Origin of the sequence: Acidiferrobacter sp. SPIII_3, assembly GCF_003184265.1 — a bacterium.
Lineage (GTDB): Bacteria > Pseudomonadota > Gammaproteobacteria > Acidiferrobacterales > Acidiferrobacteraceae > Acidiferrobacter.
Genome location: NZ_CP027663.1, coordinates 1,637,653 through 1,663,240 on the forward strand (window position 1 = coordinate 1,637,653; position 25,588 = coordinate 1,663,240).

Consider the following 25,588-nt stretch of genomic DNA (forward strand, 5'->3'; position numbering starts at 1 on the left):
GACACTGCACGGCGGATGATCCCTGTCTGGTCAATGCCATCGTTTTATCAGAATCCGCGGAAAACCCCGCCGTTCAGGGCTTGTCATTACCCACTTTTACGTCCGTTTTCGTAGCCATTCACCCAAGCAAGCACCCAGTGTTCGAGCTCCATAAGCCCTTGCCAGAGCGTTTTCCAACCGGGGTCGCCGTCCCGAGTGCGTGCGAGGAACCCTCCGATGCGGGCGACCGCGCGCCAGTAGTCGCGAACGGTAAGGGTGGTCGGCTCCAACCTGCGCATAGTGCATAAAACGGTGAGAACGGTCGGGTTGATATGGTGCGAGGCGAGGGCGTCTGGCCGCAGGCGCGCCAGACGGGCCAGCGCCAGCAGGCGGACGGAGACCAGACTACAAAAACCCAGCAGCACGTCGACAGCCTGGGCCTGCTTGAGTTGGGATCGCTCGATGTGACAGCCGGATTTGAGGCACTTATGGAACTCCTCGATACTCCAGCGCTGTTCATACCACTGAACACACTGGGCCGCGTCATCGGCGCTGTTTACGGGCCACGTGGCGAGCAACAGCCATTCGACACTATACCGATCATCCCAGCAACGGACGATGCTGGCGGTGAGTGGGGGACGGCGGGCCAGCATGGGGTTGTTGCATGGGGGCAGCACCTGGGCCGTGTACCAGGCGAGATTCAGATGGAGCGTGCGCGCCGCTTGTCCGGGGCGCGCCCGTTGGGGCACGACGATCTGGCCTTGGGCGCGGAGGTTTCTGGCCTGGGTCAGGAGGTGGCCGTTGTCGGCGGTTCGGCGATTGGTGAAGACCCGCGACAGGCAGTACCAGTCACAGGCCACGGCCGGGCCCCATAATCAAAGGAGTCGCTGCCTCGGTCACCCACGCTCACCCACCGTTGACCGGAGGGTACCGGGCCCACGGTCTCTAGCAGTTGGGGCCAGACCTCGGACTCCTTGGCGGGACGCACCTGGCGCTGGGCTCGGGTCTCGGTTTGTTTGCGCGGCGGCCTGCTCGCGCGCGCCCAAGTGTGTTGGGCCGCCAGGCCGAGCACTTCTCCTGCGGGCGTCAACGCCAGCAGGCTGTGTACGAAAAGCCCCGATCCCCGGTTGTCCCCGATGGGACCAAAGCCCTCGGCGTGCGTAAGCGCACTGAAGTCGCGCTCCGTCGTGTCTTGGACAAAGAGGGTTACGGGTTGCGCACAAGCCGCGGCCAGGGTCTGCATACCGTGCGGCTGCATCACCTTCACGCGCGTCACGTCCTCACAATGGAGCAAGCGGTACGCCGCCTTCAGACCGCCCCAGGTGTGGGTCTGCTTGGGCAGACCACAGCCGGGTGCGGCGAGCAGACACAGGGCCAGTTGCTGCGCGCGGCGCGCACGCCGAGCATCGCCCGGGTCGGCTTGACCCAACTGCTGCGCGATCCAGGATTGGTCTTCAAACGTGGGCCTCGGGGCGTGGAGAGACGGAGTGCCGCTTCCCTTCATCCTATATTCGGCAGTTGGTAGCCTAAAGGCGCCCTAATCAGCGGATCTGAAAAGCATTTTTACGATTTCGCCGTTCACCCAAGAGGTGAGCGCACATTTTGGTCCAAAACGCTACATCTGAAAAGCATTTTTACGATTTCGCCGTTCACCCAAGAGGTGAGCGCACATTTTGGTCCAAAACGCTACAAATTATACAGTTACAAAGGTAATCGCGATCCGACTGCCGGATCTAGGTTCATCGGCACAGCACGCTCCGGAAGCGCTTGTGCAGAGGATACAACCAGATGTCCTTGATGGGGAGGATCGGGCGGTGGACGAGAGATTTCTTGCCCCGCCCGGTGGTCTGCCCGACCCGAATCCAGTTGGCCGCCTTGTAGCAGGTGCCCCGATGACGCCCTGTCTCCACAAAGGTCTCCAGCAGCACCGGCGCATAGCCATAACGCTGATGCCAATCCTGGGGGAGTCGCCGGGCGGTCTTGGCCAGGATGGTTGAGGCCAGTCCTGGGGACTGGATCCAAGGCAGAATCAGAAAGCGGGCGTTATTCACCACCAGGGGCAAATTCTTCCGGCGCGCGGGCTCTGACCACCCGATAAAGCGCTCCCGTGCGGCGAGCGCCCAGGCGCTGGCCCCAAAGCTCAGCAGGGCCACACGCTGGGCGCCAGCATAAACATTATAGCGCAACTGGTTGCCCGCCATCGGCGTATAGCCCAGGTAGTGATAGCGCGCCATGAACTCATTCCAGAGACGCGAGACCGCTTTGTCTGTGACCGGGCACAGCCTCAAGGCCTCCAACGCGTGCACGGGCTGGCGCAGCGGGGCTTGCGCATCCGTGGCCCCCGTAGGCGGAAAATGCGGTCGTCTTCGGCGGGTGGTGATGCGCGATGGGGGCAACTGGATCAACCCCTCGGCCTCCATGCGCGTAAGGGCCACGCGACAGCTCATGTCCTTCAGTTCGCCGCTGGGTTTTGTCCATCCCCACAGCGCGCACAGCGCGCGTGCCAGGGATGTGCGCTAAAGACGGCTCTTGGGCTATGAGTCGCTTGATCGACTCGATATCGCCCTCACGGAACTCACGACCACAGTATATTTTCATGGCGTGAACCGTAGCGAAAAACGTCGAATGTGTCCAGCGCTTTTCGGGGACGCCCTTGCCTTCAGTCCTCACCCTATCGCCATGAGGGTCTCCCTGTTGTCCCTTTCGGGTACATCCACCGCGGCCAGGTCGCTAAGATAATGGGTAATGACAAGCCGTTCAGGGCGGGGATGCAGAGCGCGGCGGGGAGGCGGCTCGATACCGCCGTGTCCGCCTAAGCCTTGTAGTCGCTAGAGCCTGCTCTACAATACCCGCTATGCTCATCCGCAAAGCCGTGCGTTACCGCCTGGAACCCACGCCCGAACAAGACCATCTCCTGGTGTGCGCGGTCGGCTGCGTGCGCTTTGTCTGGAATCGCGCGTTGGCCCTCCAGCAGTCTTATCTCGCCGAGCGCTGCGGCCGTCTCTCCTACGGCGAGATAGCGCACTGCCTAACCACCTGGCGGAATTCGGAGGCCTTCGGGTTTCTCGCGGAATCTCCGTCACAACCGCAGCAGCAGACCTTGAAACACCTGGACCGGGCGCTCAAGGACGCCTTCGACAAGAAGAGCCCCAAGCGCTTTCCGGTGTTCAAGAAAAAGGGGCGGCATGACAGCCTACGCTATCCGCAGCCAGAGCACATCCAGTTCGACTTGAAGCCGCAGGACGCGCAGGGACGCCAGGTGTTCCCAAAAATCTATCTGCCGATGATCGGCTGGGTGAAGTTTCGCAAGTCCTGCATCATCGGTGGGGAAATCCGTAATGTCACGGTCAGCCGCGCCGGTGGACACTGGTATGCGGCCCTCCAGATCGAGAAGGAGATCCCGGACCCCGTTCACCCCTCCACCACGGCGGTCGGGTGTGATCGGGGGGTCGCGAACCTGCTCACGCTGTCGGACGGCACGATGTTCCTGCCGGTCGCTTCCTACCGCGCGCACCAAAAGACCCTGGCGCGCGCGCAGCGGCGCCTCGCGCATAAGGTAAAGTTCTCGGCCAACTGGAAGAAACAGAAGGCCACAGTCACGCGGCTCCATCAGTCGATTGCCGCGATGCGCAAGACCGTACTGCATCAGGTCAGCACCATCATCAGCCAAAACCACGCGGTGGTGGTGCTGGAAGACCTGAAAGTGCGGAACATGACGGCGTCCGCCCGGGGCACCGTCGCACACCCCGGACGCAACGTCCGGCCAAAGGCGGGTCTCAATAAAGCCATCCTCGACCAGGGATGGGGCCTGCTGAAACAGATGCTGGATTATAAGCTCCAGTGGTCGGGCGGCATGTTGCTTTTGGTGGACCCGGCCTATACCTCACAAGGATGCGCGGTGTGCAAAGCGGTGGATGCGCATAATCGCGTCACGCAAGCCGAGTTTCACTGTCAGCGCTGCGGTCACAAAGACCACGCCGATGTGAACGCGGCGAAGAACATCCTCGCAAGGGGATTGGAGTCAACGACGGGGCACGCCGGGGTAGCCTGTTTCGCGGCATAAGCCGTGAAGTTGGCCCAAACCAAAGGGAATGGGTCAATCGAAGCGGCTGATGTAGGGCCGCTCCTGGCAGGAAGGAATCCTCGTCCTCATTGTGGGCCGCATGGCCCATTCCGCGCCTGAGCGCGGCGAGCGCAAAGCGCGAGAGGGCGAGGAGGATGTCAAGCGAAATGGCATGGGTCTTGGAGTCCGCCTATGACTACCCGAAGGCCACTATTGCTGAGGTGTTGGAAAAGCTGCTCATGACGAGCGGCATCGAGGTGGTCGATAAAGGCATGGTGTGGGCAGCGCTCACTGATTACCATGCCACCAAGGCGGATTTTGCCGATTGCCTGATCGGTCGCATGAACGGTGTTTTGGGTTGCACGGAGACGGTGACATTCGACAAGGCTCTGAAATCGCTTTCCGGATTCAAGCTCCTATAAGGGGCGCGCTCGTGGGGAAGCGCGGGCCCTCTGGGGGCGGGATGCGTTCGCCCCCGCGGTTCTCATACCATGACGCCGGCGCCGCGCCGTGGTTCAGATCGCCGCAGGCGACGGTCTAGCCTCGCTGCAAGACCTGAGCGAAGAAGCCATCGGTACCGTGGCGATGCGGCCATAGGCGCAGAGCGCTGTCTGCGTCCGGGGCCCTTGCGGAAAACGGGATGCCGCGACGCGTGAGGATCCCGGACGCATCGATCGGCGTGTATTCGCCGTGTTCGGCCAGGAAGTCCGCGATCACATCCTCATTCTCCTCGCGCAACACACTGCAGGTGACGTAGACCAGCCGCCCGCCGGGACGCACGAGGCGCGATGCCTGGGTCAGGATCGCGCGCGCCTGTCCGGCCAGATGCGCGACGCGCTCGAAGGCGAGCCGCCACTTGATGTCGGGGCTTCGGCGCACGGTGCCGGTCCCGCTGCACGGGGCATCGACAAGGACGCGGTCGATCTTGCCGTAGAGCCGTTTCAGACGGTTGTCAGGACCGGCCTCCAGGGTCTGGATGCGAATATTGTCGCAACCGGCGCGCGTGGCGCGTTCGCGCAGCCGGTCCAGGCGTTTTTGCGAGGTATCGAAGGCGTAGAGCATGCCGCTGTTGGCGAGCAGCGCCGAGAGATGCAGGGTCTTTCCGCCGGCGCCCGCGCAATAGTCGACGATGCGCTCCCCGCGCCGAGGCTCCAGGAGCGGGGCGATGAGCTGGCTGCCTTCATCCTGGACCTCGAAATGGCCGGCGGCGAACTCCGGGGCGCGAAAGAGGCTGGCGCGCGAGGCGCGGCGCAGGCCCCAGGGCGACAGCGGCGTGGGATCAAGCTCATGGCCGGCGCTGGCGAAGGCCTGCTGGAGCGTCGCCCGGTCGGTCTTCAGGGTATTGGCACGGACATCGAGCGGGGCTGGCGCGAGCAGCGCCGCGGCCGCCGCCGACAGCTCGGAGGCGGGGAGCAGGGTGGTAAGGCGCGCGGCCAGCCAGTCGGGGAGGCTTGCGCTCACCGCAAAGGGGTAGGCGTCGCGATCGGCGCGCGCGGCGGCCACGAGCGCCTCGGGATGGGCGACGCCCAGGGTCTGGAGCTGGCGCGCGTTATAGCCCTCGAAGGCCGCGAGCCACGCGGCGATCACATGGCGCGGTTCGGGGGTCTGCGCGAGCGCGCACAGCAGGCGGTGGTGGCGCAGGCTCCCATAGACGGCCTCGGCAATGACGCCACGGTCCTTGGGGCCTAGGCGCGGCTGCGCGCGAAAGAAGCGATCCATGCGCGCGTCGGCGGCGCCCGGCCCCTCCAGGATATCGCCCAGCAGGCGCGCGGCGGCCTCGTGGAGGGCGGGCGTGATCAATCGCGGTAGCGTTTCTGGAGATCGGCGTAGGCCTCGATGCGCCGGTCGCGGAGGAATGGCCATATCTGCCGGGTTTGTTCGGTGCGCGATGTGGCGATGCGCGCGATCAGGACACCGGGCGTATCGCCGGCGCGCGCCAACCACTCGCCTTGTGCACCACACACAAAGCTCCCGCCCCAGAACGTGATCCCGGGGGTGGCCTCGCTCGGGTCCGGCTCGTGGCCGCAGCGGTTCACGGCTAGGACCGGGATGCCGTTGGCGACCGCGTGTGCGCGCTGAATGAGTTCCCAGGCCTCCTTCTGGCGGGCCTTTTCGGCATCGTCGTCGCGCGGATCGAAGCCAATGGCGGTGGGATACACGAGCATGTCGGCGCCGGCGAGCGTCATGAGGCGCGCGGCCTCCGGATACCACTGGTCCCAGCATACCAGCACGCCGAGGCGTCCGACGCTCGTGGCGATCGGGACGAAGCCGAGATCGCCGGGCGTAAAGTAGTACTTTTCATAGAAACCCGGGTCGTCGGGGATGTGCATCTTGCGGTAGCGTCCGACCAGGCGCCCGTCGCGTTCCAGGACGACTGCCGTATTGTGATAGAGGCCGCTTGCGCGGCGTTCGAACAGCGATCCGACGATGACAAGCGAGAGTTCGCGGGCGAGCGCGCCGAGGCGTTCCGTCGAAGGTCCGGGGATGGGCTCGGCGCGCGCGAATTCCGCGGCGTTCTCCCACTGACAGAAATACGGCCCGTTGTGCAGTTCCTGGAGCACGGCAAGGTCGGCGCCCTGCGCGCGCGCCTCGCGCAAGCCCTCCTCGATACGCGCCCACGCCTGCGCGGCGCTACCGCCGGCGGCATGCTGGATCAAGGCGACCGTGATGCCGGCGCTCATGAGAGAGGACCGTGGTCGGTCGAGGATGCGGGCAGGGCAATGACCATAAGGGCCTCCGATGACGATTGCCTGGCGATCTACGCGAGCACGCCGCGTGGCAGCTGCATGGTGGCGCAATGCAGGCTGCCGTGCTGGGCGATCAGGGTGAGCGACGGGATGCCGATGACATCGCGTCCCGGAAAGCAGGTACCGATGACGCGCAAGGCCTCTTGGTCCTGGCGATCGCCGTACAAGGGCACCAGCACCGCGCCGTTTATGATGAGGAAATTGGCATAAGTGGCGGGCATGCGCTCGCCCGCGGCATCGAGCTTCGCCGCCGGCCAGGGGAGCGGAACGAGTCGGTAGGGCGCGCCGGAGGCCGTGCGCAACGCTTGCAGCTCGCGCTCCATGGCCTTCAGCTCCTCGTAGTGTTCATCGTCCGGAGCGGGGCAGGCGCAGTAGGCGATCGTGCGCGGATCGCAAAAACGCGCCAGGGTGTCGATATGACCATCGGTGTCGTCGCCGGCGAGGTATCCGTGATGGAGCCAGAGGATGCGGCGCGCCGCCAGCCGCTCGGCGAGCACGGCCTCGATGTCGGCGGCGCTATGCTTCGGATTGCGCGCCGGGGACAACAGGCAGCGGGCGGTGACCAGCAGGGTGCCCGCGCCGTCGGACTCGACGCTGCCGCCTTCAAGCACGAAGTCGGTCGATTCGAGCGGGACCGCGCCCAACGTCCCCTGCGCGTGTAGCGCGCGCGTCAGGGCATCGTCACGACCGTAGGGGTACTTGCGCCCCCAGCCGTTGAATGCGAAATCCTGGAGGAGCGGACCGTGTTCCGTTTCCACGGTGAGCGGGCCGTGATCGCGCACGAACACGTCGTCGGACGGGGCCATGACGATCCGTACGCGCGCCTCATCGGCCGCGGCCGCACGCAGGGCGGCGCGTATGCGCGCCTCATGGGGCTCGTCGTAGGCCACGATGAGCGCGGTCTCGTAGCGGGTGATGGTGGCGGTGATGGCGGCGAAGGTGGCCAAGGCCTCGTCGAGGACCGGGGCCCAGTCACCGTGGGCGTGGGGCCAGGTCAGCATGACCCCGGACTGCGGTTCCCATTCCGCAGGAAAGCGACGCACGGCGGTCGTGCGGTCCTGGCGCCGGATCGTAATCGTGGTCATGGCGTTCGCTACGGGGTCGGGGCCTGCGATCTTAGCGGTTTAGCGACGGTCCGCCAAGTCGCAATGCGTAAGGGCGCGGGCGAGAAAGGCCCGCAGGTCACCGATCTCGGTGTCGTTGATGTCATGGCCGATGGGGTAGGTATGCAATTCCGCGGCGATCCCATGGGCGCCGAGCAGGGCGTGGGTTTTCAGGGCGAAGGCATAAGGAACCATGAGATCGTCCGTACCGTGCCCAAGAAACACGGGTATGCCATCATTGATGCGTGGCAACCCTTCGGCGAAGCGGTGCGCGAGCGGCAGGTAGGTCGACAACCCGATGCATGCGGCCAGATGCCGCGGCCCGGTCAGAGCGGTATACAGGGCCACCGCCCCCCCTTGCGAGAAGCCGCCGAGGATGACGCGCTCGGCCGGTATGCCATGGCCGGCCTGCTCCCCGATGAGATCGGTGAGCGCCTGCGACGCGCGCTGGATGCCAGCCTCGTCCTGGGGGTCTTCGGGGCGCGTGCCATAGAGATCGAACCATGCCGGTATGCGCGCCCCGCCGTTCAACGTAACCGTCTGAACCGGGGCATGCGGGAAGATAAAGCGCATGGCCTTGCCGGTGGCGCCTGCGAAGGTCTCGACGAACCCCGCGAAATCATGGCCGTCGGCGCCCAGGCCGTGGAGCCAGATGAACGCGTAATGAGGGTGGGGGCCGGTGACGTACTGAAGGGCGGGCTGCTCAAAAAAACTCATGATGCCATTATAGCCTGGGACGACGGCCGCGGAGAAGTCGCGGCAGGGTGGGGGTCACGGCAAATTTGTTCTCAAGCCATGACCGTGGCACGGGAATTGGAGGTCAGCCGCAGATAATCCATGACCGTGCGTGAGCGCCTGCCGAGTCGGCGCATCATTGCGGCGATGGATTGCCCCGGTTTTTGGAAGGACTTGAGCACGCCCAGCGCGAAACGGCGCAGGCGGGTGATATTCTCCGGGCCGCGGCCGGTGCGGATGCGGCTGCGGTCCTCGTCGTAATTCCAGTCGAGCTTGTGATGCTTGGCTTCGATGGTCCAGTGCCCGCGATTGAGCTTGAGCAGACGTTCAGGGCAGGCGTTGTGCGAAGGACGGCTGGTGATCCCGAGCACGACCTCGCTGCTGTGCTTGCCGGTCGTCTTCTCGACACTTTCGCGCTCGATGAGGAAGCATTGGCCGACATGCGGGAAGTCGAGGTAATCGTTGAGCGCGTCCGTGCACCAGATGCGGCGGGTTTCGATGCGACCGTGGGCCAGGGTCGGCGTTTGGGTGTAGTCGGGTGCCCCGCGCTCCTTGAAATACAGCGCGATGGCGGCCTGAAGCGCCGGCTGGTTGCCCTTGACCGTGAAGTGGTAGTGTGCTCCTTGCCGGACGATGTGTTCAGCCAATGCGCGTTGCGTCAGCAGCGCATCGGCGGTGATGTCCCGGCCGGCGAGTTCGCATCCCGCAAGCAGCGGGATGGCCATGCCGATTTCGTTGGTCTGCTTGTGTTCGTCGGCCCCGGCTACAGGCAGGGTACCGACTTTTTTTGGGCGTAGCAGTGTTCGGACTCGTGTCCGACGACGCTCATGATGTGTGCCTGCCGGCCCTCGTCGTCAATGGCGCCCTTCATCGTCTTGCCGTCGATGGCCAGCGCCTCGTCGATGAGGCCCCAGGCCTTTTGCCACGATGCGAGCGCGGCGTCCAGGGCGCCCGCATCGATCCGGACGAGGCAGTCCCGGATGACGAATTCGCTGGGTACCTCGTAATGATGGTCCTTCCCGTTCATGCGCCTGCGCCGACAGCCGAAGCGCGCCCGGGCGGCCTGCCCCAGATCGGCGGCCCATTCGGCCATCGCCTTGTAGCCACGCAAGCCGCAGAGCGTCGCGCCAGCGGCCAGTGCCAGCACCACCGGCAGGCGGTGCCGACGCCCTTGGGCTCGGCGCGGATCGGGAATGGCGGCAAAACACAGGGGAAGGGAGCGCATTTGGTGGGCGTTGAGTTGCATCTTCGGGGTCCCGGTGAGGCCCAGCCGGTCGCGGTCGGGATGGATGAGCAAGGCGGTGGCGCGGCGGTGCAGCGGGCGCACGAACACCCACTTCGGCGCCTCGGCCTCGTCGCTGTAGCCTGTGCGCGTTCGCCGATAGCCGCGCGTCTTACCCAGTGCCAGCCAGTTGGCGGCTCGGTAGACGCCGCCATGAAAGCGGCGGGGATCGACGAAGGTTTCCAGCAGCAGCAACGAATGGCCGAAATGCCGTTGCCAGTCGGCGGCGACCCGCCGTTCAAGCAGGCCGAGCACACGCGAACCGACATTCGGGAAGCGGCCTTGCGGAAGGATCAGGAAGCGGCTGTTGTTGGCGATGAGCTTCAGGCGGTCATACTGGCTGCGGAAATCCCAGCCGATCCAGCGATCACGCACGCCGCACTTGAGTGCAGCCGCCGATAGCGTGAGCTGCGCCAGCCATTGCCCGCGCCACGTGGCGACATACCAAAGGGTCTCGCCGAGCTTCGGGAGATCGCCAAGGTAATGATTGCAGCCGCCGATAGCGTGAGCTGCGCCAGCCATTGCCCGCGCCACGTGGCGACATACCAAAGGGTCTCGCCGAGCTTCGGGAGATCGCCAAGGTAATGATGACGGGCCATCTGCTCCCGATAACGCGGCCCTTCGCCACGCGTGACGGGCCGGACCACCAGTTCTGAAAGGGCCTGGCCGTCGAAAATCGGGGGTGCTTCCATACGCCCATGATGCCGCAGCGCTGCAGGCTTGTCGAAAATCGGGGGTGCTTCCATACGCCCATGATGCCGCAGCGCTGCAGGCTTGTCCAGTGACCGAGGTTAAGTTGTTCTATAGGGACGGGAATCTTCTGAGGACAAATTCGCCCTGGGGTGGGGGTGCCCCGGCTTTGGGCACCGATGTCCGTCCAGGGGCTCACGGGGCGTCGGAGGGGGTCCGCGCGGGCGCGCGTCGCACCGCCAAGGGTTTGGGGGCGATGATGGCAAGACGCGTATGGCCGCGCGCCGTGGTCGCCACCAGGATCTCCAAAGGCCCCCGGACAAACAGGTCGGCGGCGAGCAGTCGGGGATCGGCGCCGGGCGCCAGATCGATCAGGACACGCTCGCCGCGTTTACGGGTAATGAGAAGCATGAGATCTTGTAGCGCGAAACGGTGCGTCCGTCGATAGCCGATCGGCAACAGATACGCAGGTCGGTCTTCGGTCTCTGGTCGCGCCGGTTTACTTGCCCCCGGAAATGGGTTTGAATGAGGGCCTTGTCGTTTCCGGGGTACCCATGAGTCTCATACGTCCCTTCCGGGGTCTGCGGCCCGATGCCGCGCGCGCGGCCGCGGTGATCGCGCCCCCTTATGATGTCTTGAGCAGCGCCGAGGCGCGCGCGGCGGTGGCCGGGCGGCCATTGAGCTTTCTGCGCGTCTCCAAGGCCGAGGTCGACCTGCCGGCAGACACCAACCCCACAGACGAGGTCGTGTTTCGGCAGGCGGCGCGCAACTGGGCGCAACTACGCCGCGAGGTGCTGATCCAGGATGCCACGCCCTGTTATTATTGCTATGAACTGACGATGGGGGACCATGTCCAGAAGGGCCTGGTCGCGGCGGCCTCGGTGGAGGCCTATGCCGAGGGACGTATCCGCCGCCACGAGCTTACGCGTCCGGACAAGGAGCGTGACCGGGTCCGTCATATCGAGGCCCTGAACGCCCAGACCGGGCCGGCATTCCTCACGTTTCGCGCGCAGCCGGAGATTGCGGCCCTGTTGGCGCGCGCCTCCGAGGGCCCGGCGGCTATCGACGCGCCCCTGCAGGGGGTCCGCCATCGCCTGTGGGTGGTGGCCGAGACCGATCTGATCGCGCGCCTCACCGCCGCCTTCGAGCGCCTTCCCCGGATCTATATCGCCGACGGCCATCACCGAACCGCCGCCGCGAAGGTCGTGGCGGCGAGCCGTGGACCGCAGCCCGGCGCCCACCACGGGTTTCTTTCGGTGCTGTTTCCCGACAACGAGATGCAGATCCTGAACTATGACCGGGTCGTGGTTGATCTGAATGGGCGGAGCGTGCCGGAATTGCAGGAGGCCCTGGCGGCAATCTTCGAGATCCGGCCCGAGGACGCCGCGGTACGCCCGCGTGCGCCTGCCGAATTCGGGATGTATCTCGCGGGTCACTGGTATCGCCTGTGCTGGCGCGGAAGCCGCCCCCGGGACCCCGTGGCGCGCCTCGATGTGAGCCTGTTGCAGGATCGGGTACTGGCGCCGCTTTTCGGGATTGCCGACCCGCGCCGCGATCAGCGCATTGATTTCGTGGGGGGTATTCGCGGTCCGGCGGCGCTCGCCGAACGCATTGATCGCATGGGCGGCGTGGCGTTTACCCTCTACCCCACGGGACTCCAGGACCTCATGGCGGTGGCCGACCAGGATGCGGTCATGCCCCCCAAATCCACCTGGTTCGAGCCCAAGCTCGCCGATGGGCTCGTGTCCTACAGCCTGGAGGAGGGTTAGGCCGGGCAGAGGCGCGGGGCCATGCACGCGCCCGCCGATTCCCCACCGTCCAGACCATGGATTTTCAATTTATTGCCCTTGGCGAAATCCACGAGAAAGCTGTAGGCGCTCGGGTTCACGCTTTTCAGTTCCGGATCCAGTACCAGACACTTGCGGCCGTCTATAACCTGCGGTTGCACATAATGCGAGTAACGGATGCGGCGATCCATGCCGAAGGTGGAAAGACTGCCGCTGATCCGTTCTATCCAGTCGCTCGGTCTGAAGGTGCGGCCATCCTCGGTTACCCCCTCGATCACGATCTTATTGCCCACTTCCATCATCGCCTCTACCCTCACTGTCCTACTGCCTGTGCGTGTCGTCCTTTACCTGCCAAGGATAGCTCATTTTCATCAGAATTTAACCGTATTGGGCCTTGATCCGGACGAAAGGTTCCGTCGCGCCGCGGAAAGCGTATCACCAAGGTCATCCTGGCCACCGGCGCGAACGCGCTCCAAAAGCCCGGCGAGGACGGTATGCACGAGTCCCGGCCCTTCATAGATCAATCCGGTATAAAGCTGCAGCAAGGAGGCCCCCGCCAATAAGTGTTGCCAGGCATCTTCTGCATTATTTATGCCACCGACTCCTATGATAGGGATATCCGGTAACACCTTGAATGTCCTTGATATTATCTCCCGGGACAGGGCCGTGAGCGGCGCCCCGGAGAGGCCTCCCGGCTCACGGGCCGCAGGCCCGTGCCCCATAGTGGGGCGAGTGACCGTGGTATTGGTAGCGATGACCGCATCGCAGAGACCCTCGGCGAGGACCGCAAGCAGGGCATCGAGCGTCTCTTGCGTGAAATCCGGCGCGATCTTCACCGCAATCGGACAATGCCGCCCGCTTTGCCGGCAGAGCGCGGCCTGATCCTCACGCAGGGCCCCGAGCACGAGGCGCGCGGCCTCCGGTTCCTGAAGGGCGCGCAGGCCCGGGGTGTTGGGCGAGGACAGGTTGACGGTCAGATAGTCGGCGTACGGGGCGAGTGCCGCAAACCCCAGCCGGTAGTCGTCGACGGCGCGGTCCAGGGGCGTGTCGCGGTTCTTGCCGATGTTCACGCCGATGGGGATGGCGGGGCGCGGGGCGCGTAGGCGCGCTGCAAGCGGCCCCATGCCGGCGTTGTTGAAACCGAGACGATTGATGAGCGCGCGTTGCTCGGCAAGCCGGAAGAGGCGTGGGCGGGGGTTGCCGGGCTGCGCGCGCGGGGTGACCGTGCCGACCTCGAGGAAGCCGAATCCGAGTGCCGCCAACCCGCGCAGGGCCCGGCCGTTCTTGTCGAAACCGGCGGCAAGCCCCAAGGGGTTGGCAAACCGCAGACCGAGGGCCCGGACCGCCAAGGGGCCGCCGGTGGCTGTGGCCGGTGGCCGGCGCACGGCGCCGTAGGCGCGCAGGGCGAGCAGGGCGGCCTCATGAGCGGTCTCGGGGGGTACGCGAAACAGCCAGGGACGAAGGGCCTTGTACACCTAGAAGCGCTCGCCCGGGGCCAGCAGGCGCCACTGGCCTGGTTTGAGGCCGCCCAGACGCACGCGCCCGATGCGTACACGCTTTAGGGCGCGCACCTCGTGCCCGACCTCGTGCAGCATGCGTCGGATCTGGCGTTTGCGTCCCTCGATCAGGGTCATGATCAAGGCGTCGGGGCCCAGACGCTCGACGCGCACCGGGCGCAGGGGCCGGTCGTCGAGCATGAAGGGTCCGCGCAGCCTGGCCAGGGTGGCATCCTGGATCGGCGCATCGACGCGCACGTGATACTCTTTCTCGATGACATGCTCGCCGATCAAAAGGCGCGCGATGCGCCCGTCCTCGGTGAGCACCAAAAGCCCCTGGGAGTCGATGTCGAGGCGTCCGGCCACCGCAAGCCCTGGGGGCACGCGCGGCAGCGGCGCGGGACCGGCATAGGAGGCGCCCGTGAGCAGGACATGCGCGCTCTGATAGCCCTTTTCCGGTTGCCCCGACACATAGCCCAGGGGTTTATTCAAGAGAATGGTCACGCGCCGCTCCTGGCGGGCCCGCGCCGTGGGGGCGAGCGTAATGCGTGCATCGGGGGCGGCGCGTTCGCCGACCACCGCGCGGTGCCCATCGACCTCCACCAAGCCCTGCTCCAGGTAGTAATCGGCCTCGCGCCGCGAACACACCCCGCGCGAGGCCAGCAGTTTCGAGATACGCACGAGGGCGTCGTTCATGGGGTGTTCCGGGAGCGGCATTCGCTGTCGGTTGTCGGGTTGGGCGACCGCTCGGTACAATGGCCGCCCGCGGAGGACATATGATAAAGCTTAACCGTTATAGCGCAAAGATCACCGGCCCCAAATCCCAGGGGGCGTCGCAGGCGATGCTGTATGGCACCGGGCTCACGGCCGACGATATGGACAAGGCCCAGGTCGGCATCGGCAGCGTATGGTTCGAGGGTAATACCTGCAATATGCACCTCCTGGACCTCGCCGCCCTCGTCAAGGAGGGGGTGGAAAAGGCCGGCCTGGTCGGCATGCGCTTCAATACCGTCGGGGTCTCGGACGGCATGTCGATGGGCACCGACGGCATGAGCTTTTCCCTGCAGTCCCGCGATCTCATCGCGGATTCCGTCGAAACCGTCATGAGCGCGCAATGGTATGACGCGCAGATCACATTGCCCGGTTGCGACAAGAACATGCCGGGCTGCATCATTGGCATGGCGCGCGTCAACCGCCCGGGACTCATGATCTACGGCGGCACCATCAAGCCCGGTCACGTCCATGGGGAGACCTTGGACATCGTGTCGGCCTTTCAGGCCTACGGGGCGTTTTTGTCCGGTAAGATCACAGAAGAGCAACGCAGCGAGGTGATCCATCACGCCTGCCCCGGACCCGGGGCCTGCGGGGGCATGTATACCGCCAACACCATGGCCTCGACGATCGAGGCCATGGGAATGAGCCTGCCCTATAGCTCCTCGACCCCGGCGGTCGATGGCGGCAAGCGCGAGGAGTGCCTGCGCGCCGGCGCCGCGGTGCGCCTGCTGCTGGAACGCGACATCAGGCCGCGCGACATCATGACCCGCAAGGCCTTCGAAAACGCGCTCGCCGTGCTCATGGTGCTGGGGGGGTCGACCAACGCCGTCTTGCACCTCATCGCCATGGCGCGCGCCGTGGACGTCCCCTTGACCCTGGAGGACTTTCAGGCGGCAAGCGACCGCGTGCCGTTGCTTGCGGACCTGAAGCCCAGCGGGAAATATGTCATGGAGGATCTGCATCAGGCCGGCGGCGTGCCGGCGGTGATGCGCCTTCTGGCGGAGCATGGCCTGATCCACGGCGAGTGCCTGACCGTGACCGGCAAGACCGTGGCCGAGAATCTGGCGGAGGCCGCGTCCTTGCGCGCCGGCCAGCCGGTGATCCGCCCCTGGGATCAGCCCATCAAGGCGACCGCGCATATCCAGATCCTGTCGGGCAACCTCGCCCCGGGTGGGTCGGTGGCCAAGATCACCGGCAAGGAGGGGCTTTCTTTCACCGGACCGGCGCGGGTCTTCGACTCGGAGGAGGCGATGCTCGCCGCCCTCGAGGCGGGTGTCATCCAGCGCGGGGATGTCGTCGTCATCCGCTACGAGGGGCCCAAAGGGGGGCCTGGGATGCCGGAGATGCTGACACCGACCTCGGCCCTGATGGGGGCGGGAATGGGGGCGGATGTGGCCCTTATCACCGACGGACGTTTCTCGGGGGGCTCGCATGGCTTTATCATCGGTCATGTCGTGCCCGAGGCCCAGGAGGGGGGACCGATTGCACTCATCCAGGACGGCGATCGCATCACCATCGACGCCCAGGCGCGGCGGCTCTCGGCCGAGGTGAGCGACGAGGAGTGGGCGCGGCGGCGCGCGGCCTGGCGGATGCCGCCTTATAAGGCGGCGCGCGGGACCCTGAAGAAATACATCAAGAACGTCCAGAACGCATCGCTGGGATGCGTGACCGACGAATGACAGCCCAAGGAGGGCGCGAAATGGCAAAGATCACCGTGAAGGCCAATGGCCCCTATCTCGTATCGGGCGCCGAGATCGTGGATGAGGCCGGCGCGCCGTTCCCGGTGGAGGCCGGGAAACCGGTGGCCCTGTGCCGCTGCGGCGCCTCGCAACGCAAGCCGTTTTGCGACGGCACGCATGTGAAGATCGGATTTCAGGCCGCCGAGACCGCGGCCTCATTCACGGCATGACGACACTCGCATGCAGCGGCAGGTGATCGGAGCAAACGCGCGCCGCTGAGGAATTCTCGGCGTGCAGGGTCACCGAGGCCTCGGCCGGACACACGAAGATGCGGTCGAGCGGCAGGAGCGGAAAGAACGCCGGATAGGTGGGCGGGCTTGCGCGCCGGCCGAGCTGGCCGTGCAGCGGCGCAAGCGTTGGACCCTGCGTCCGCCAGTCATTGAAGTCGCCCATGACCACGAGCGGTCGATGGCAATCCGGCGCGAGTGCGGCCATGAGCCGTGCCGCCTGCGCGCGCCGCTCGGCCGGGCGCAGACCAAAATGGGTCACGACCACACGTAACCGCCGGTCGCGCAGGGCGATATCGCAGTCGAGGGCCCCGCGCGGCTCATGACGCCCGACGCTGAGATCGATATGCCGCACCGCGAGGATCGGGTGCGCGCTCAAAACGAGATTGCCATAGTGGCCATGGTGGCGGCTCAGGAGTGGTCCGTGCGCCGCGTGCAGGCCGGTGGCATGCGGAAGGTAGTCCATCTGGCTGCTGTCGAGCCCCGGACCGGAATCCGTATCGACCTCCTGCAGGCCGACCACGTCGGCGGCGAATTCGCGAATGGAGGCGGCGATGCGGTCGGCATCGCGCCGGCGGTCGCGTCCGACGCAACCATGAATATTGTACGAGACGACCCGGAAATGCACGGTCACTTCCGGGCGCAGGCCGTGGATCCAGGCTTGGTGAAGTGTTCGGCGAGCCACCTTCGCAACCCTAAGGCAAGGGCCGCCAGGGCCACCGCGATGACCGCAAGCAACAGGATGTGTTTGGTGGCCGGATGATCCAGAGTCGAGGCCAGGCTGCCGGTAAAAAGGGTGAGCAAGAGGATTCCGGGGGTGACACCGACGGTGGTGCCGATGACAAGATCGCGATAGCGGACCTTGAGGGCGCCGGCCCCGACGGTGACCACCGTGAATGGCGCGATCGGCACCGTGCTCACGAGGATCATGGTGCCGAGGCCCGGGCGCCGAAGCCTATGATGCAGTTCACGAAAGGCGCGCGGGGCAAGGCGGTGGAGGATGCGCCCGCCGAGGATGCGTCCGAGGGCGTAGTTCAGCGAGGCGCTCGATAGACAGCCCAGGAAGGCATATAGCAGGTTCTGCGGCGGCGTGAATGCGAGCGCGGTCACGACGATGAGCAGCGTCACTGGAAAGAACGAAAGCCCGCCGATCAGATAGGCGCCCCACAAGGCCAGCGGTGCGGCCGCGTAACGGCTCGCGGTACGCAGCAAGGCGATGAGCCGCGGTACGTCCAGCCAGACATGCAGCGGCGTATAGTGCCAGATGGCGCCGAGTGTCGCGAACCCGGTCAAGATCAGGGTATTGCGCAAAAGGCGCGTGGCGAGATGGGCGCGCGCGGACTCGGGTACATAGGACGCAATGAATTCAGGGGCCGCGACCGGTCGTTCGGGATCGGCGATGAGGCTGTCTGCCAAGGGTGACAGCGCATCGTGCGCGCGGTCCGGGAGCGGCTCCAGGTGGCGCGGGGCATCGCATCGGGCGTCGATCACGGCGGTCCACGAACCCGCCTCTCGCCGGTATTGACGGGCATCGGCCTCGGACAATCCCAGATGTTCCCCCAGGAGGTCGCAGCGCAAGGCATCGATCGCCGTCGCGATGCGCGGATCCTGGAGGCCATCGATGCTGATGTTGCATTCGCTGTCCAGGCCCATGGAGCGGTTGTTGATATTGGCGGAGCCGACGGTGACGAAGGTGTCGTCTACGATCAGGACCTTGGAGTGGACCTTGACGCAGTCGCCGGCCAGTCCCGGGACCACCGGATAACAGGCGCGCAGCCGGTGCTTGTGGTCGGCGGCGCGCAGCTGCGCCAAGAGGCGATCGCGCAGGACACCCATGGTATGGCGTTGCAGCCAGCCGGGGATGCTGAGCGGCAGAACGATGATGATCTCGGGTGGATCGGCGCGCTGCAACAGCGCGCGCAGGGCGTCACCGACGGCGGCCGCCGTGAGGTATTGATTCTCGATATAGACGACCTCACGGGCGCGCGCGAGCGCATCGCGGTAGAGGTGGCGGATCTCGTCGACCCCGGCGTGTCCCTCATAGCGGCCTCGGGTACGGCTGATGGCCACCGGGACGTGGTGGAGGAGCGGCGCGGCCGAGAGCGCCCAGGTGGCAGGCGAGCGGGCCCGGGGTGCCGGGATGCGTTCGCCGGTGGCCTCGTGCCAGCGGCTGCGCACAAGATCACCGAGCGCACGCGCCGCCGGCCCGCTGACCGCGATCTGGACATCATGGAAGGGTCCATACGGACGCCCGGCGGGACCCATCCGGCGCTTGTCGTGGGCACGGTGGGCGCGCGTGTCCCAGCGGTGGATGGTGAGGTCGAGCCCGCCGGCAAATGCCATCCGGTCGTCGACGACGACGATCTTCTGGTGATGCGAACCGGCCGGAGGATGGTGGCCATCGAGGTGGAAATGCAGGCGCTTATGGGTGCGCCAGCCGAGCTTGAAGGCCGGAAAGGGCTCGCGCTCCAGCGCGAAGATGAGCGAGAAGTCCCAGTTCAGCAGAAAGGCGTGCACCCCGGGCTTGCGCCGTATAAGAGTGTCGAGAAACGGACCAAGGCGGTTGTCCGGACGTCCATCGCCCGCCCCGTCGAGCGCCATGCGGCTGTCGACGTCCCAGCCGGAGATCAGGATGGTGTCCTCGGCGGTGCAGGCGGCCTCCTGAAAGGCTCGGAAATACGCCTCCCCGTCGATCAAGAAGGCGACCGCCTCGGCGCTCACGATACGCCAACAGTTGCGACCTTCGGCAAACAAGGTATCCATGGCCGTAAGCCTAGGGGGGCTTGGGTCTCGTGGCCATCGGGCGGACGGGCGGGCGGCGCCGTCCCGCGGCCGGACCCAGCCGACGAGCGCGCCTTCACAAGCGGAGGCGGCGTTGTATAGTTGAGGGTGGAGGAGGTGTCATGACGGAAGATGCGATTTCCACCTTATACCGCAAGCCCTGTCCCTCGTGCGCCCGCCAGTACGCACGGGATTCCCGCGCCTGCCCGTTTTGCGGCTACGCCGAGGTCCTGGCAAGCGAGACCGAAGAGGATCAGGAACGGCTGTACGGGGAATACCTCGCGGCGCGCCATAAACAGGCCCACGATGAGGTCGAACGCCTGCGGCGCGCGGTCACGCTGCACCCCGAGGACCGCGCCCGGGAGCGGGCGCTGGCGCTCGCCCTTGCCGACGAAGAGGCCTTGGGGCGCGAGTGGGCCGCGTATCGCGACGGCCACCACCAGGCCGTCCATGACGAACCCCCGCAACGGGCCACGGCCGACAAGGAGTGTCCGGTCTGTACGGCGACCTTGCCCAAGGGCGTGGGGCGCTGCGCCTGCGGCTACGTCTTCGGGGCGGAAGTCGTGGCCACGGCGACGCTATGCCCGCATTGCACGGCGCCCGTCGCCGCGGGGGCCGAACGTTGCGGATGCGGCTATCCGATGGCGGCGCAAACGCCGGTATCCGGCATCCCGGGGCTGCGTCGGCGCTAGCACGGCCGCGCATTCCGCCGCGGGGGCCTGCGCGCGCTAGCGCTGGCGGGCCTTCAAACGGCGCACCTCGCTACGCAGGGCGTCGATCTCATGCAGCAGATCCATGATCACCGCGACCAGCTCCCAATCGGTGTCGAGGCCTCGTTTCAGGCGCGCGGCGCGCCGGACCAGGGCCACGGAGGCCGCCGGGTACTCGTCGCCGCGCATGGGCAGGAGCCCAAGCGCGGCGAGCGCGTCGAGCTCCTCGGGCGTCACCCGACCGCTGCCGCACAGCTCGGCGCGGGTCACCACTGCGTACTCGTCCAGGAGCAGGCCTTCAAGGATGTCACTCATGCCGCCCCCCAATGCGCGCGCGGATCGAAGGCCAGATCGCGGGCCAGCGTGCGATAGAGCTCGCGGGCGCGTTCGCTATCGACCTTGGGATTGACGATCTCGATGAGAACGTACTGGTCGCCGGGCGGCGTGCCCGGCATGCCGCGCCCCTTTAACCGCAGTTTCTGGCCGGACTGGGAGCCCTCCGGCAGGCGCAGCTCCACGGTTCCGGCGAGCGTCGGGACCTTGAGGCGGGCGCCGAGCGCGGCCTCCCAGGGAGTGACCGGCGCGGTGAGATAGAGGTCGCGGCCGTCCACGCGGTACAGGGGATGCGGCGCGATGGCGATCTCGAGATCGCGGCCTCCCAGGGAGTGACCGGCGCGGTGAGATAGAGGTCGCGGCCGTCCACGCGGTACAGGGGATGCGGCGCGATGGCGATCTCGAGATACAAGTCTCCGGCCCCCGCCGGTCCCGGATTGCCCTGACCGGCCAGACGGATCTGCTGACCCTGCTGAACACCCTTGGGGATGCGCACGTTGAGTGTGCGCGTCTCCGGCGCCAGGCGCCCGCGGGCATCGTGCTTTGGGATGGTGAGCCGCAACGGGCGCGTGGCCCCGTGGAACGCCTCCTCGAGCGTGATCGTAAGGTGCGCGACCTCATCCGAACCGCGCACAGCACCCCGCCGCCCGCCCCCAAAGAGGCTTTCGAAAAAATCGCTGAAATTGTCTCCCTCGAAGACGTGGCCGCCGGCCGCCGCGCCATGGGCGGTACGCTGCCAGCCCGGGGGTGGCGTGAAGTCCTGGTCCGGTTGCCATTGGCTGCCGAGACGATCGTAGGCGGCGCGCTTTTCCGGGTCGCGCAGCACCTCGTAGGCCTCGCCGATCTCCTTGAAACGCTCCTCGGCCTTGGGCTCCTTGCTCACGTCCGGGTGATAGCGGCGGGCGAGCTTGCGGTAGGCGCGTTTGATGTCCTCGGCGCTGGCCGTCCGCTCCACCCCCATGATCCGGTAATAGTCGCGATAGTGCATGGCCCCTTATCTGCGGGCGCCGAGGGGCATCTTCAAGGCCTCGGGTCGCCATGGGCCTGGGCCGGGGCATTGCCGACATAAGTCGCCGGGGTGAGCGCGCGCAAGGCCGCGCGCACCTCCGGCGGCAGCGTAAGGCCGTCGATGAAGGCGCGCAGGTCCTCGACGGTGAGCTGCCGGCCGCGGCTTAGGTCCTTCAGGTCCTCGTAGCCGCCCGCAAGCCCAAAGCGGCGCATGACCGTCTGTACGGCCTCGGTCAAGACTTCCACATGACAGTCGAGGTCGCCGCGCACGCGCGGCTCGTCGACCGTGAGCTTGGCAAGCCCGCGCGCGCACGCCCGATAGGCGAGCAGCGTATAACCGAACGCGCTGCCTATGTTGCGCAGCACCGTGGAGTCGCTGAGGTCGCGCTGGAAACGGCTGATCGGGAGCTTGGCCGCGAGATGGTCGAGGAGGGCGTTGGCGAGCCCCAGATTGCCCTCGGCGTTCTCGAAATCTATGGGGTTGACCTTGTGCGGCATGGTCGATGAACCGACTTCGCCGGCGCGTGTCTTCTGCCGGAAATAACCGAGCGCGATATAGCCCCACAGATCACGCGCCAGATCGATCAGGATGGTGTTGGCGCGCGCCATGGCATGGCAGAGCTCGGCCAGTCCGTCGTGTGGCTCGATCTGTGTCGTATGGGGGTTCTGGGACAGCCCGAGACCGGCCAGGACGCGGGAGGCCACCAGCGGCCAGTCGACCTCGGGATAGGCCGCATAGTGGGCATTGTAGTTGCCGACCGCCCCGTTCATCTTGGCGAGCAAGGGGACGGCGCGAAGCCCGGCGCGCGCGCGTGTAAGACGCGTCACGAACACACGGATCTCCTTGCCGACCGTGGTCGGCGAGGCCGGCTGGCCATGGGTACGGGCGAGCATGGGGATCGCGGCGGTGGCGCGCGCGAGATCATCCAGGCCCGCAATGAGGGCATCGAGCGCGGGGATGAGGACGGTATCGCGCCCGGCCTGCGCCATGAGGGCGTACGCCACATTGTTCACATCTTCCGAGGTGAGCGCGAAATGGACGAATTCTCCGCCGTCCCGCAGTTCCTCATGGTCGTTCATGAAGGTCCGCAGATAGTATTCGATGGCCTTGACGTCATGATTGGTGCGCGCCTCGATGGCCTTGATGGCGGCCCCCGCCGACTCATCGAAATGCGCAAGCAGCGTCGCGAGCCGCTCGCGCGCGGCCGGCGAAAACGGCGCCAGTTCGGGAATCCCGGGCTCGTCGCTTAGGCCCACGAGCCAGGCGATCTCGGCCTTCAGGCGCGAGCGCATGAGGCCGCATTCGCTGAAGATCGGCGCCAGCGCGCGCGTGTCGCGGGCGTAGCGGCCATCGAGGGGGGAGAGTGCAGAGAGTTCGCTCACAAATGTCCTTCCGGCGTCTAGCCGCGATCATGCGTTGTCGTTTATCCTGGGCCCGTGACGGACCTTGTCCTATCGCCCTTGCAGGCGCTCGCCACCGAGGTACGCGCATGCCGCGCGTGCCATGATCTGCCCCATGGCCCGCGCCCTATCATCCAGGTCGCCGATGGCGCGCGTATCCTCATCGTGGGCCAGGCGCCGGGCCGGCGCGTGCACGACACCGGCATCCCCTGGAACGACCCGAGCGGGGACCGCTTGCGGATGTGGCTCGGTGTCGATCGCGCGACCTTCTACGGCCGCGATTTCGCCATCATCCCCACGGGCCTCTGCTATCCGGGCTCGGGCGCGCGCGGCGACCACCCGCCACCCCGGCATTGCGCGCCCTTGTGGTTTGCGCGCCTGCGCGCGCTGCTGCCGGGTGTCGTGCTCACGCTGCTCATCGGCCGCTATGCGCAAGCCTACCACCTCACCGGCCGTGATGCCCGCCTCGGGGTGGCCTGGCACGTCCGGCATGGCGCCGATTATGGCGCGCTATGGCCCCTGCCGCACCCCTCCGGACGCAACAATCAGTGGCTCGCCCGGCATCCGTGGTTTGCCGCCGAGATACTACCCGTGCTGAGAGAACGGGTGCGCGAGGTCCTTCGGTCCGGGGGCATGGACGATCACCGCCCCCCCTAGGCACACGCCGCGGGTATCATAGAACACCGCCGACTGTCCGGGGGTGACGGCGCGTTGCGGTCTGGCAAACGTCAACGTGAGCCCTTCCGGGGCCGATCCGCCGGCATCCACACACACCTCCTGCAACGACTGACGGTAACGGATCTTGGTGAGCCCGCGCCAGGGGAGGGTAGGCGGCGGGCCCAGCCACTGGCCGGGCGCGGTGCGGCACGAGGATCTATACAGGCTCGGGTGGTCGTCACCCTGGGCGATGATGAGGGCGTTGTCGGTCAATCGCTTGTCGGCGACATACCAGGCGGCCCCCGGTCCGCCCACGCCCAGGCCCTGGCGCTGGCCTATGGTATAGAACAGGAGCCCCTCGTGAGACCCCTTGGGCTCGCCGTCCACGGTATAGATCGGGCCGGGTACCGCCTTCAGATAGCGCCTGAGAAACGGCGCGAAGCGTCGCTCGCCGATAAAACAGATCCCGCTGCTGCCCTGGCGCTCGGCGTTCGCAAGCCCGAGCGCGCGGGCGCGCGCCCGCACCTCGGCCTTGGTGAAGTCGCCGATGGGAAAGCGCACGAACGGCAGGATGGCGGGGTCTATGGTATGCAGAAAGTAGCTCTGATCCTTGTCCGGGTCGCGCCCCGCGAGCAACCGCAGCCGGCCGTCGCAGCGCGCCACGCGCGCATAGTGGCCGGTGGCCATGAACTCCGCGCCCAGGCCCCGGGCATGGCGCCAGAACACGTCGAACTTGATCTCGCGATTGCACAGGATATCGGGATTGGGGGTGAGCCCGGCCTTGCAGTCGGCGAGAAACCGGGCGAATACGCGGTCACGGTAGGCCTGCGCGAAGTTGGCGGCATGCAAGGGGATCTCCAGGTGCAGGGCGGCATCGCGCGCGGACTGGTAGTCTTCCGCCGATGGACAAAACCCGTCGCGGTCGTCGTCCTCCCAATTCTTCATGAAAAGCCCCGTGACCCGATAGCCCTGCTCCAGCAGTAAGGCGGCGGCCACCGCCGAGTCGACCCCGCCCGAAAGCGCCACCACGACATGCCCCTTCATGCCGGCGGCACGAGCGCGTCGAGCGGATAGCGGCGCCCGGACTCGTAATCGTCCACGGCACGGCGCACCTGCGGGCCGCGATGGTCGGCGGTGCGCGCCATGAGCTCGGCGCGCGTGAGCCACAACGCCTGCCGTATGCCGGTATCGAGGGGCCGTTGCCGGTGATGGTGGCCGACGTCGCCGATGAAGGCGAAACGCACATAGGTGATGCCCGCGGGTCCTTCGTAGTGATAGACACCGAGCAGCGCGCGCGGTATGAGTTCCCACGCGGTTTCCTCCAGGGTCTCGCGCACCACCGCCTGTAGCAGCGATTCACCCGTCTCGAGATGGCCGGCCGGCTGATTCAAGACCAGCCGCCCTCCCACCATCTCCTCGACCAGCAGGTACCGCCCGTCACGTGGCACGATCGCCGCGACCGTCACGTGGATATCATGGGGCATCGCGATAATCCTCCAGCGCGCGATAGGTCCCGGTGGCGAGACCATCAAGGGTGTAGTCACCGATGGCGTAGCGCACGAGGCGCAGCGTCGGATGGCCGACGGCGGCGGTCATGCGCCGCACCTGACGGTTGCGGCCCTCGCGCAACGTAAGCGCGATCCAACTCGTGGGCACCGACAGGCGCACACGGATCGGCGGGTTACGCGGCCACAGCGCCGGCTCGGCAAGTGTCGAGACCCGCGCCGCGCGCGTGCGCACGCCGTCTAGCACGACCCCCGCGGCGAGCGTCGCAAGCGCGCGTTCATCGGGCACGCCCTCGACCTGCGCCCAATAGGTCTTGGGCCAGCCGCGGCCGGGGCGCGTGATGCGCGTGGCAAGCGCCGCGGAATCGGTGAGCAGCATGAGCCCCTCCGAATCGAGATCGAGCCTACCGGCGGGATAGACGTGCGGCACCGGTATGTAGTCCTTGAGCGTGCGGCGGCCGTGGGGGTCGGTGAAGCGCGTGAGCACGCCGTAGGGTTTATTGAAGAGAATGACCTGTGCCATAACCTGTCCCGCCGACCCAAGGTCCGCTACAATCTCGATAAATATCCA

Annotated in this window: 29 protein-coding genes; 7 read left to right on the top strand and 22 right to left on the bottom strand. The window is 66.3% G+C overall.

The window, feature by feature from the left end:
* Window positions 1-86: 86 nt before the first annotated feature.
* The 3 genes from C4901_RS08165 to C4901_RS08175 all read right to left on the bottom strand — a co-directional run bounded on the left by C4901_RS08165 (window position 87) and on the right by C4901_RS08175 (window position 2,426).
* Window positions 87-839: an IS4 family transposase gene (locus C4901_RS08165; protein ID WP_110136911.1), complete on the bottom strand. Its 753-nt coding sequence runs from the start codon at window positions 837-839 to the stop codon at window positions 87-89.
* Window positions 767-1,408 (bottom strand): transposase DNA-binding-containing protein, encoded by a 642-nt coding sequence (locus tag C4901_RS08170; protein WP_168185635.1) that lies wholly within the window; start codon window positions 1,406-1,408, stop codon window positions 767-769. Before C4901_RS08170 ends, C4901_RS08165 begins: the two co-directional genes overlap by 73 nt.
* A 310-nt stretch (window positions 1,409-1,718) precedes the next feature.
* On the bottom strand, window positions 1,719-2,426 hold the full coding sequence (locus C4901_RS08175) for a DUF4338 domain-containing protein (RefSeq protein WP_205736269.1): 708 nt from the start codon (window positions 2,424-2,426) through the stop codon (window positions 1,719-1,721).
* Window positions 2,427-2,833: 407 nt separating this feature from the next.
* Between C4901_RS08175 and C4901_RS08180 the strand changes: the two genes are divergently transcribed.
* Window positions 2,834-4,042, top strand: coding sequence for an RNA-guided endonuclease TnpB family protein (locus C4901_RS08180; protein WP_110136913.1), 1,209 nt, complete (start codon window positions 2,834-2,836; stop codon window positions 4,040-4,042).
* A 167-nt stretch (window positions 4,043-4,209) separates the two neighbouring features.
* Window positions 4,210-4,464 carry a PIN domain-containing protein gene (locus C4901_RS08185; RefSeq protein ID WP_110136914.1) on the top strand — a complete coding sequence of 85 codons (255 nt, stop codon included), beginning with the start codon at window positions 4,210-4,212 and terminating at the stop codon, window positions 4,462-4,464.
* 115 nt (window positions 4,465-4,579) lie between these two features.
* On the opposite strand, the gene C4901_RS08190 is transcribed toward C4901_RS08185, so the two are convergent.
* The 7 genes from C4901_RS08190 to C4901_RS08220 form a co-directional block, all read right to left on the bottom strand.
* Window positions 4,580-5,842 carry an RsmB/NOP family class I SAM-dependent RNA methyltransferase gene (locus tag C4901_RS08190; RefSeq protein ID WP_205736270.1) on the bottom strand — a complete coding sequence of 421 codons (1,263 nt, stop codon included), beginning with the start codon at window positions 5,840-5,842 and terminating at the stop codon, window positions 4,580-4,582.
* Window positions 5,839-6,723, bottom strand: coding sequence for a carbon-nitrogen hydrolase (locus C4901_RS08195; RefSeq protein WP_110136916.1), 885 nt, complete (start codon window positions 6,721-6,723; stop codon window positions 5,839-5,841). Before C4901_RS08195 ends, C4901_RS08190 begins: the two co-directional genes overlap by 4 nt.
* A 77-nt stretch (window positions 6,724-6,800) precedes the next feature.
* Window positions 6,801-7,874: an agmatine/peptidylarginine deiminase gene (locus C4901_RS08200; protein ID WP_110136917.1), complete on the bottom strand. Its 1,074-nt coding sequence runs from the start codon at window positions 7,872-7,874 to the stop codon at window positions 6,801-6,803.
* 39 nt (window positions 7,875-7,913) lie between these two features.
* Window positions 7,914-8,609 (bottom strand): carboxylesterase, encoded by a 696-nt coding sequence (locus C4901_RS08205; protein ID WP_110136918.1) that lies wholly within the window; start codon window positions 8,607-8,609, stop codon window positions 7,914-7,916.
* Window positions 8,610-8,680: 71 nt separating this feature from the next.
* Complete coding sequence (locus tag C4901_RS08210; protein ID WP_110136043.1) at window positions 8,681-9,352, bottom strand: ISAs1 family transposase; 672 nt, start codon at window positions 9,350-9,352, stop codon at window positions 8,681-8,683.
* 38 nt (window positions 9,353-9,390) lie between these two features.
* Window positions 9,391-10,431 (bottom strand): Druantia anti-phage system protein DruA, encoded by a 1,041-nt coding sequence (locus C4901_RS08215; RefSeq protein ID WP_110136919.1) that lies wholly within the window; start codon window positions 10,429-10,431, stop codon window positions 9,391-9,393.
* 363 nt (window positions 10,432-10,794) lie between these two features.
* Window positions 10,795-11,010, bottom strand: a complete 216-nt coding sequence (locus tag C4901_RS08220; protein ID WP_110136920.1) for a carbon storage regulator — start codon at window positions 11,008-11,010, stop codon at window positions 10,795-10,797.
* Window positions 11,011-11,153: 143 nt separating this feature from the next.
* Here C4901_RS08220 and C4901_RS08225 point away from each other — a divergent pair, with 143 nt between their 5' ends.
* On the top strand, window positions 11,154-12,368 hold the full coding sequence (locus C4901_RS08225) for a DUF1015 domain-containing protein (RefSeq protein ID WP_110136921.1): 1,215 nt from the start codon (window positions 11,154-11,156) through the stop codon (window positions 12,366-12,368).
* On the opposite strand, the gene C4901_RS08230 is transcribed toward C4901_RS08225, so the two are convergent.
* The 3 genes from C4901_RS08230 to C4901_RS08240 all read right to left on the bottom strand — a co-directional run bounded on the left by C4901_RS08230 (window position 12,365) and on the right by C4901_RS08240 (window position 14,578).
* Window positions 12,365-12,688, bottom strand: a complete 324-nt coding sequence (locus C4901_RS08230; RefSeq protein WP_110136922.1) for a DUF3579 domain-containing protein — start codon at window positions 12,686-12,688, stop codon at window positions 12,365-12,367. The two genes, C4901_RS08225 and C4901_RS08230, sit on opposite strands and share 4 nt — an antisense overlap.
* A 69-nt stretch (window positions 12,689-12,757) precedes the next feature.
* Window positions 12,758-13,861, bottom strand: a complete 1,104-nt coding sequence (locus C4901_RS08235) for a quinone-dependent dihydroorotate dehydrogenase (protein ID WP_110136923.1) — start codon at window positions 13,859-13,861, stop codon at window positions 12,758-12,760.
* Entirely contained in the window at window positions 13,862-14,578 is a 717-nt protein-coding gene (locus tag C4901_RS08240; RefSeq protein ID WP_110136924.1) for a pseudouridine synthase, read from the bottom strand.
* A gap of 80 nt (window positions 14,579-14,658) precedes the next feature.
* Between C4901_RS08240 and ilvD the strand changes: the two genes are divergently transcribed.
* Both ilvD and C4901_RS08250 read left to right on the top strand, forming a co-directional pair.
* On the top strand, window positions 14,659-16,335 hold the full coding sequence (ilvD, locus tag C4901_RS08245; protein WP_110136925.1) for a dihydroxy-acid dehydratase: 1,677 nt from the start codon (window positions 14,659-14,661) through the stop codon (window positions 16,333-16,335).
* Between the two features lie 20 nt (window positions 16,336-16,355).
* Window positions 16,356-16,565 (top strand): CDGSH iron-sulfur domain-containing protein, encoded by a 210-nt coding sequence (locus C4901_RS08250; RefSeq protein ID WP_110136926.1) that lies wholly within the window; start codon window positions 16,356-16,358, stop codon window positions 16,563-16,565.
* Here the strand turns inward: C4901_RS08250 and C4901_RS08255 are convergent.
* Together C4901_RS08255 and C4901_RS08260 are read right to left on the bottom strand one after the other, a co-directional pair.
* Window positions 16,555-17,307, bottom strand: a complete 753-nt coding sequence (locus C4901_RS08255; protein ID WP_168185636.1) for an endonuclease/exonuclease/phosphatase family protein — start codon at window positions 17,305-17,307, stop codon at window positions 16,555-16,557. The genes C4901_RS08250 and C4901_RS08255 overlap by 11 nt on opposite strands.
* Window positions 17,253-19,385: a VTT domain-containing protein gene (locus C4901_RS08260; RefSeq protein WP_110136928.1), complete on the bottom strand. Its 2,133-nt coding sequence runs from the start codon at window positions 19,383-19,385 to the stop codon at window positions 17,253-17,255. The genes C4901_RS08255 and C4901_RS08260 overlap by 55 nt, the downstream gene beginning before the upstream one ends.
* A 140-nt stretch (window positions 19,386-19,525) precedes the next feature.
* Between C4901_RS08260 and C4901_RS08265 the strand changes: the two genes are divergently transcribed.
* A complete protein-coding gene (locus C4901_RS08265) occupies window positions 19,526-20,095 on the top strand; it encodes a hypothetical protein (RefSeq protein WP_110136929.1) in 570 nt (189 codons plus the stop codon).
* Between the two features lie 36 nt (window positions 20,096-20,131).
* Here C4901_RS08265 and C4901_RS08270 read toward each other — a convergent pair whose 3' ends face one another.
* Genes C4901_RS08270 through purB form a run of 4 tightly spaced genes read right to left on the bottom strand, consistent with a single transcriptional unit; the run spans window position 20,132 to window position 22,837 of the window.
* On the bottom strand, window positions 20,132-20,428 hold the full coding sequence (locus C4901_RS08270; protein WP_110136930.1) for a chaperone modulator CbpM: 297 nt from the start codon (window positions 20,426-20,428) through the stop codon (window positions 20,132-20,134).
* Window positions 20,425-20,631 (bottom strand): DnaJ C-terminal domain-containing protein, encoded by a 207-nt coding sequence (locus C4901_RS18015; RefSeq protein WP_370445957.1) that lies wholly within the window; start codon window positions 20,629-20,631, stop codon window positions 20,425-20,427. Before C4901_RS18015 ends, C4901_RS08270 begins: the two co-directional genes overlap by 4 nt.
* Window positions 20,580-21,434: a DnaJ domain-containing protein gene (locus C4901_RS08275; protein ID WP_205736272.1), complete on the bottom strand. Its 855-nt coding sequence runs from the start codon at window positions 21,432-21,434 to the stop codon at window positions 20,580-20,582. Before C4901_RS08275 ends, C4901_RS18015 begins: the two co-directional genes overlap by 52 nt.
* Window positions 21,435-21,466: 32 nt before the next feature.
* Window positions 21,467-22,837, bottom strand: coding sequence for an adenylosuccinate lyase (gene purB, locus C4901_RS08280; protein ID WP_110136931.1), 1,371 nt, complete (start codon window positions 22,835-22,837; stop codon window positions 21,467-21,469).
* A 54-nt stretch (window positions 22,838-22,891) separates the two neighbouring features.
* On the opposite strand from purB, the gene C4901_RS08285 reads away from it, so the two are divergent.
* Entirely contained in the window at window positions 22,892-23,512 is a 621-nt protein-coding gene (locus tag C4901_RS08285; protein ID WP_110136932.1) for a uracil-DNA glycosylase family protein, read from the top strand.
* On the opposite strand, the gene mnmA is transcribed toward C4901_RS08285, so the two are convergent.
* Genes mnmA through C4901_RS08300 form a run of 3 tightly spaced genes read right to left on the bottom strand, consistent with a single transcriptional unit; the run spans window position 23,441 to window position 25,540 of the window.
* Window positions 23,441-24,556, bottom strand: coding sequence for a tRNA 2-thiouridine(34) synthase MnmA (mnmA, locus tag C4901_RS08290; protein ID WP_110136933.1), 1,116 nt, complete (start codon window positions 24,554-24,556; stop codon window positions 23,441-23,443). The two genes, C4901_RS08285 and mnmA, sit on opposite strands and share 72 nt — an antisense overlap.
* Window positions 24,553-24,996: an NUDIX hydrolase gene (locus C4901_RS08295; RefSeq protein WP_110136934.1), complete on the bottom strand. Its 444-nt coding sequence runs from the start codon at window positions 24,994-24,996 to the stop codon at window positions 24,553-24,555. The genes mnmA and C4901_RS08295 overlap by 4 nt, the downstream gene beginning before the upstream one ends.
* Entirely contained in the window at window positions 24,986-25,540 is a 555-nt protein-coding gene (locus tag C4901_RS08300) for a pseudouridine synthase (protein ID WP_110136935.1), read from the bottom strand. Before C4901_RS08300 ends, C4901_RS08295 begins: the two co-directional genes overlap by 11 nt.
* Window positions 25,541-25,588 lie beyond the last annotated feature (48 nt).

Bases quoted from the DNA above. Each gene is read 5' to 3' on its own strand.
- C4901_RS08175 (WP_205736269.1), bottom strand. From the start codon at position 2,426: ATGAGCTGTCGCGTGGCCCTTACGCGCATGGAGGCCGAGGGGTTGATC.
- C4901_RS08180 (WP_110136913.1), top strand. From the start codon at position 2,834: ATGCTCATCCGCAAAGCCGTGCGTTACCGCCTGGAACCCACGCCCGAA.
- C4901_RS08185 (WP_110136914.1), top strand. From the start codon at position 4,210: ATGGCATGGGTCTTGGAGTCCGCCTATGACTACCCGAAGGCCACTATT.
- C4901_RS08195 (WP_110136916.1), bottom strand. From the start codon at position 6,723: ATGAGCGCCGGCATCACGGTCGCCTTGATCCAGCATGCCGCCGGCGGT.
- C4901_RS08200 (WP_110136917.1), bottom strand. From the start codon at position 7,874: ATGACCACGATTACGATCCGGCGCCAGGACCGCACGACCGCCGTGCGT.
- C4901_RS08205 (WP_110136918.1), bottom strand. From the start codon at position 8,609: ATGAGTTTTTTTGAGCAGCCCGCCCTTCAGTACGTCACCGGCCCCCAC.
- C4901_RS08210 (WP_110136043.1), bottom strand. From the start codon at position 9,352: ATGGCCATCCCGCTGCTTGCGGGATGCGAACTCGCCGGCCGGGACATC.
- C4901_RS08215 (WP_110136919.1), bottom strand. From the start codon at position 10,431: ATGGCTGGCGCAGCTCACGCTATCGGCGGCTGCAATCATTACCTTGGC.
- C4901_RS08220 (WP_110136920.1), bottom strand. From the start codon at position 11,010: ATGCTTCTCATTACCCGTAAACGCGGCGAGCGTGTCCTGATCGATCTG.
- C4901_RS08225 (WP_110136921.1), top strand. From the start codon at position 11,154: ATGAGTCTCATACGTCCCTTCCGGGGTCTGCGGCCCGATGCCGCGCGC.
- C4901_RS08230 (WP_110136922.1), bottom strand. From the start codon at position 12,688: ATGATGGAAGTGGGCAATAAGATCGTGATCGAGGGGGTAACCGAGGAT.
- C4901_RS08240 (WP_110136924.1), bottom strand. From the start codon at position 14,578: ATGAACGACGCCCTCGTGCGTATCTCGAAACTGCTGGCCTCGCGCGGG.
- ilvD (WP_110136925.1), top strand. From the start codon at position 14,659: ATGATAAAGCTTAACCGTTATAGCGCAAAGATCACCGGCCCCAAATCC.
- C4901_RS08250 (WP_110136926.1), top strand. From the start codon at position 16,356: ATGGCAAAGATCACCGTGAAGGCCAATGGCCCCTATCTCGTATCGGGC.
- C4901_RS08260 (WP_110136928.1), bottom strand. From the start codon at position 19,385: ATGGATACCTTGTTTGCCGAAGGTCGCAACTGTTGGCGTATCGTGAGC.
- C4901_RS08265 (WP_110136929.1), top strand. From the start codon at position 19,526: ATGACGGAAGATGCGATTTCCACCTTATACCGCAAGCCCTGTCCCTCG.
- C4901_RS08270 (WP_110136930.1), bottom strand. From the start codon at position 20,428: ATGAGTGACATCCTTGAAGGCCTGCTCCTGGACGAGTACGCAGTGGTG.
- C4901_RS08275 (WP_205736272.1), bottom strand. From the start codon at position 21,434: ATGCACTATCGCGACTATTACCGGATCATGGGGGTGGAGCGGACGGCC.
- mnmA (WP_110136933.1), bottom strand. From the start codon at position 24,556: ATGAAGGGGCATGTCGTGGTGGCGCTTTCGGGCGGGGTCGACTCGGCG.
- C4901_RS08295 (WP_110136934.1), bottom strand. From the start codon at position 24,996: ATGCCCCATGATATCCACGTGACGGTCGCGGCGATCGTGCCACGTGAC.
- C4901_RS08300 (WP_110136935.1), bottom strand. From the start codon at position 25,540: ATGGCACAGGTCATTCTCTTCAATAAACCCTACGGCGTGCTCACGCGC.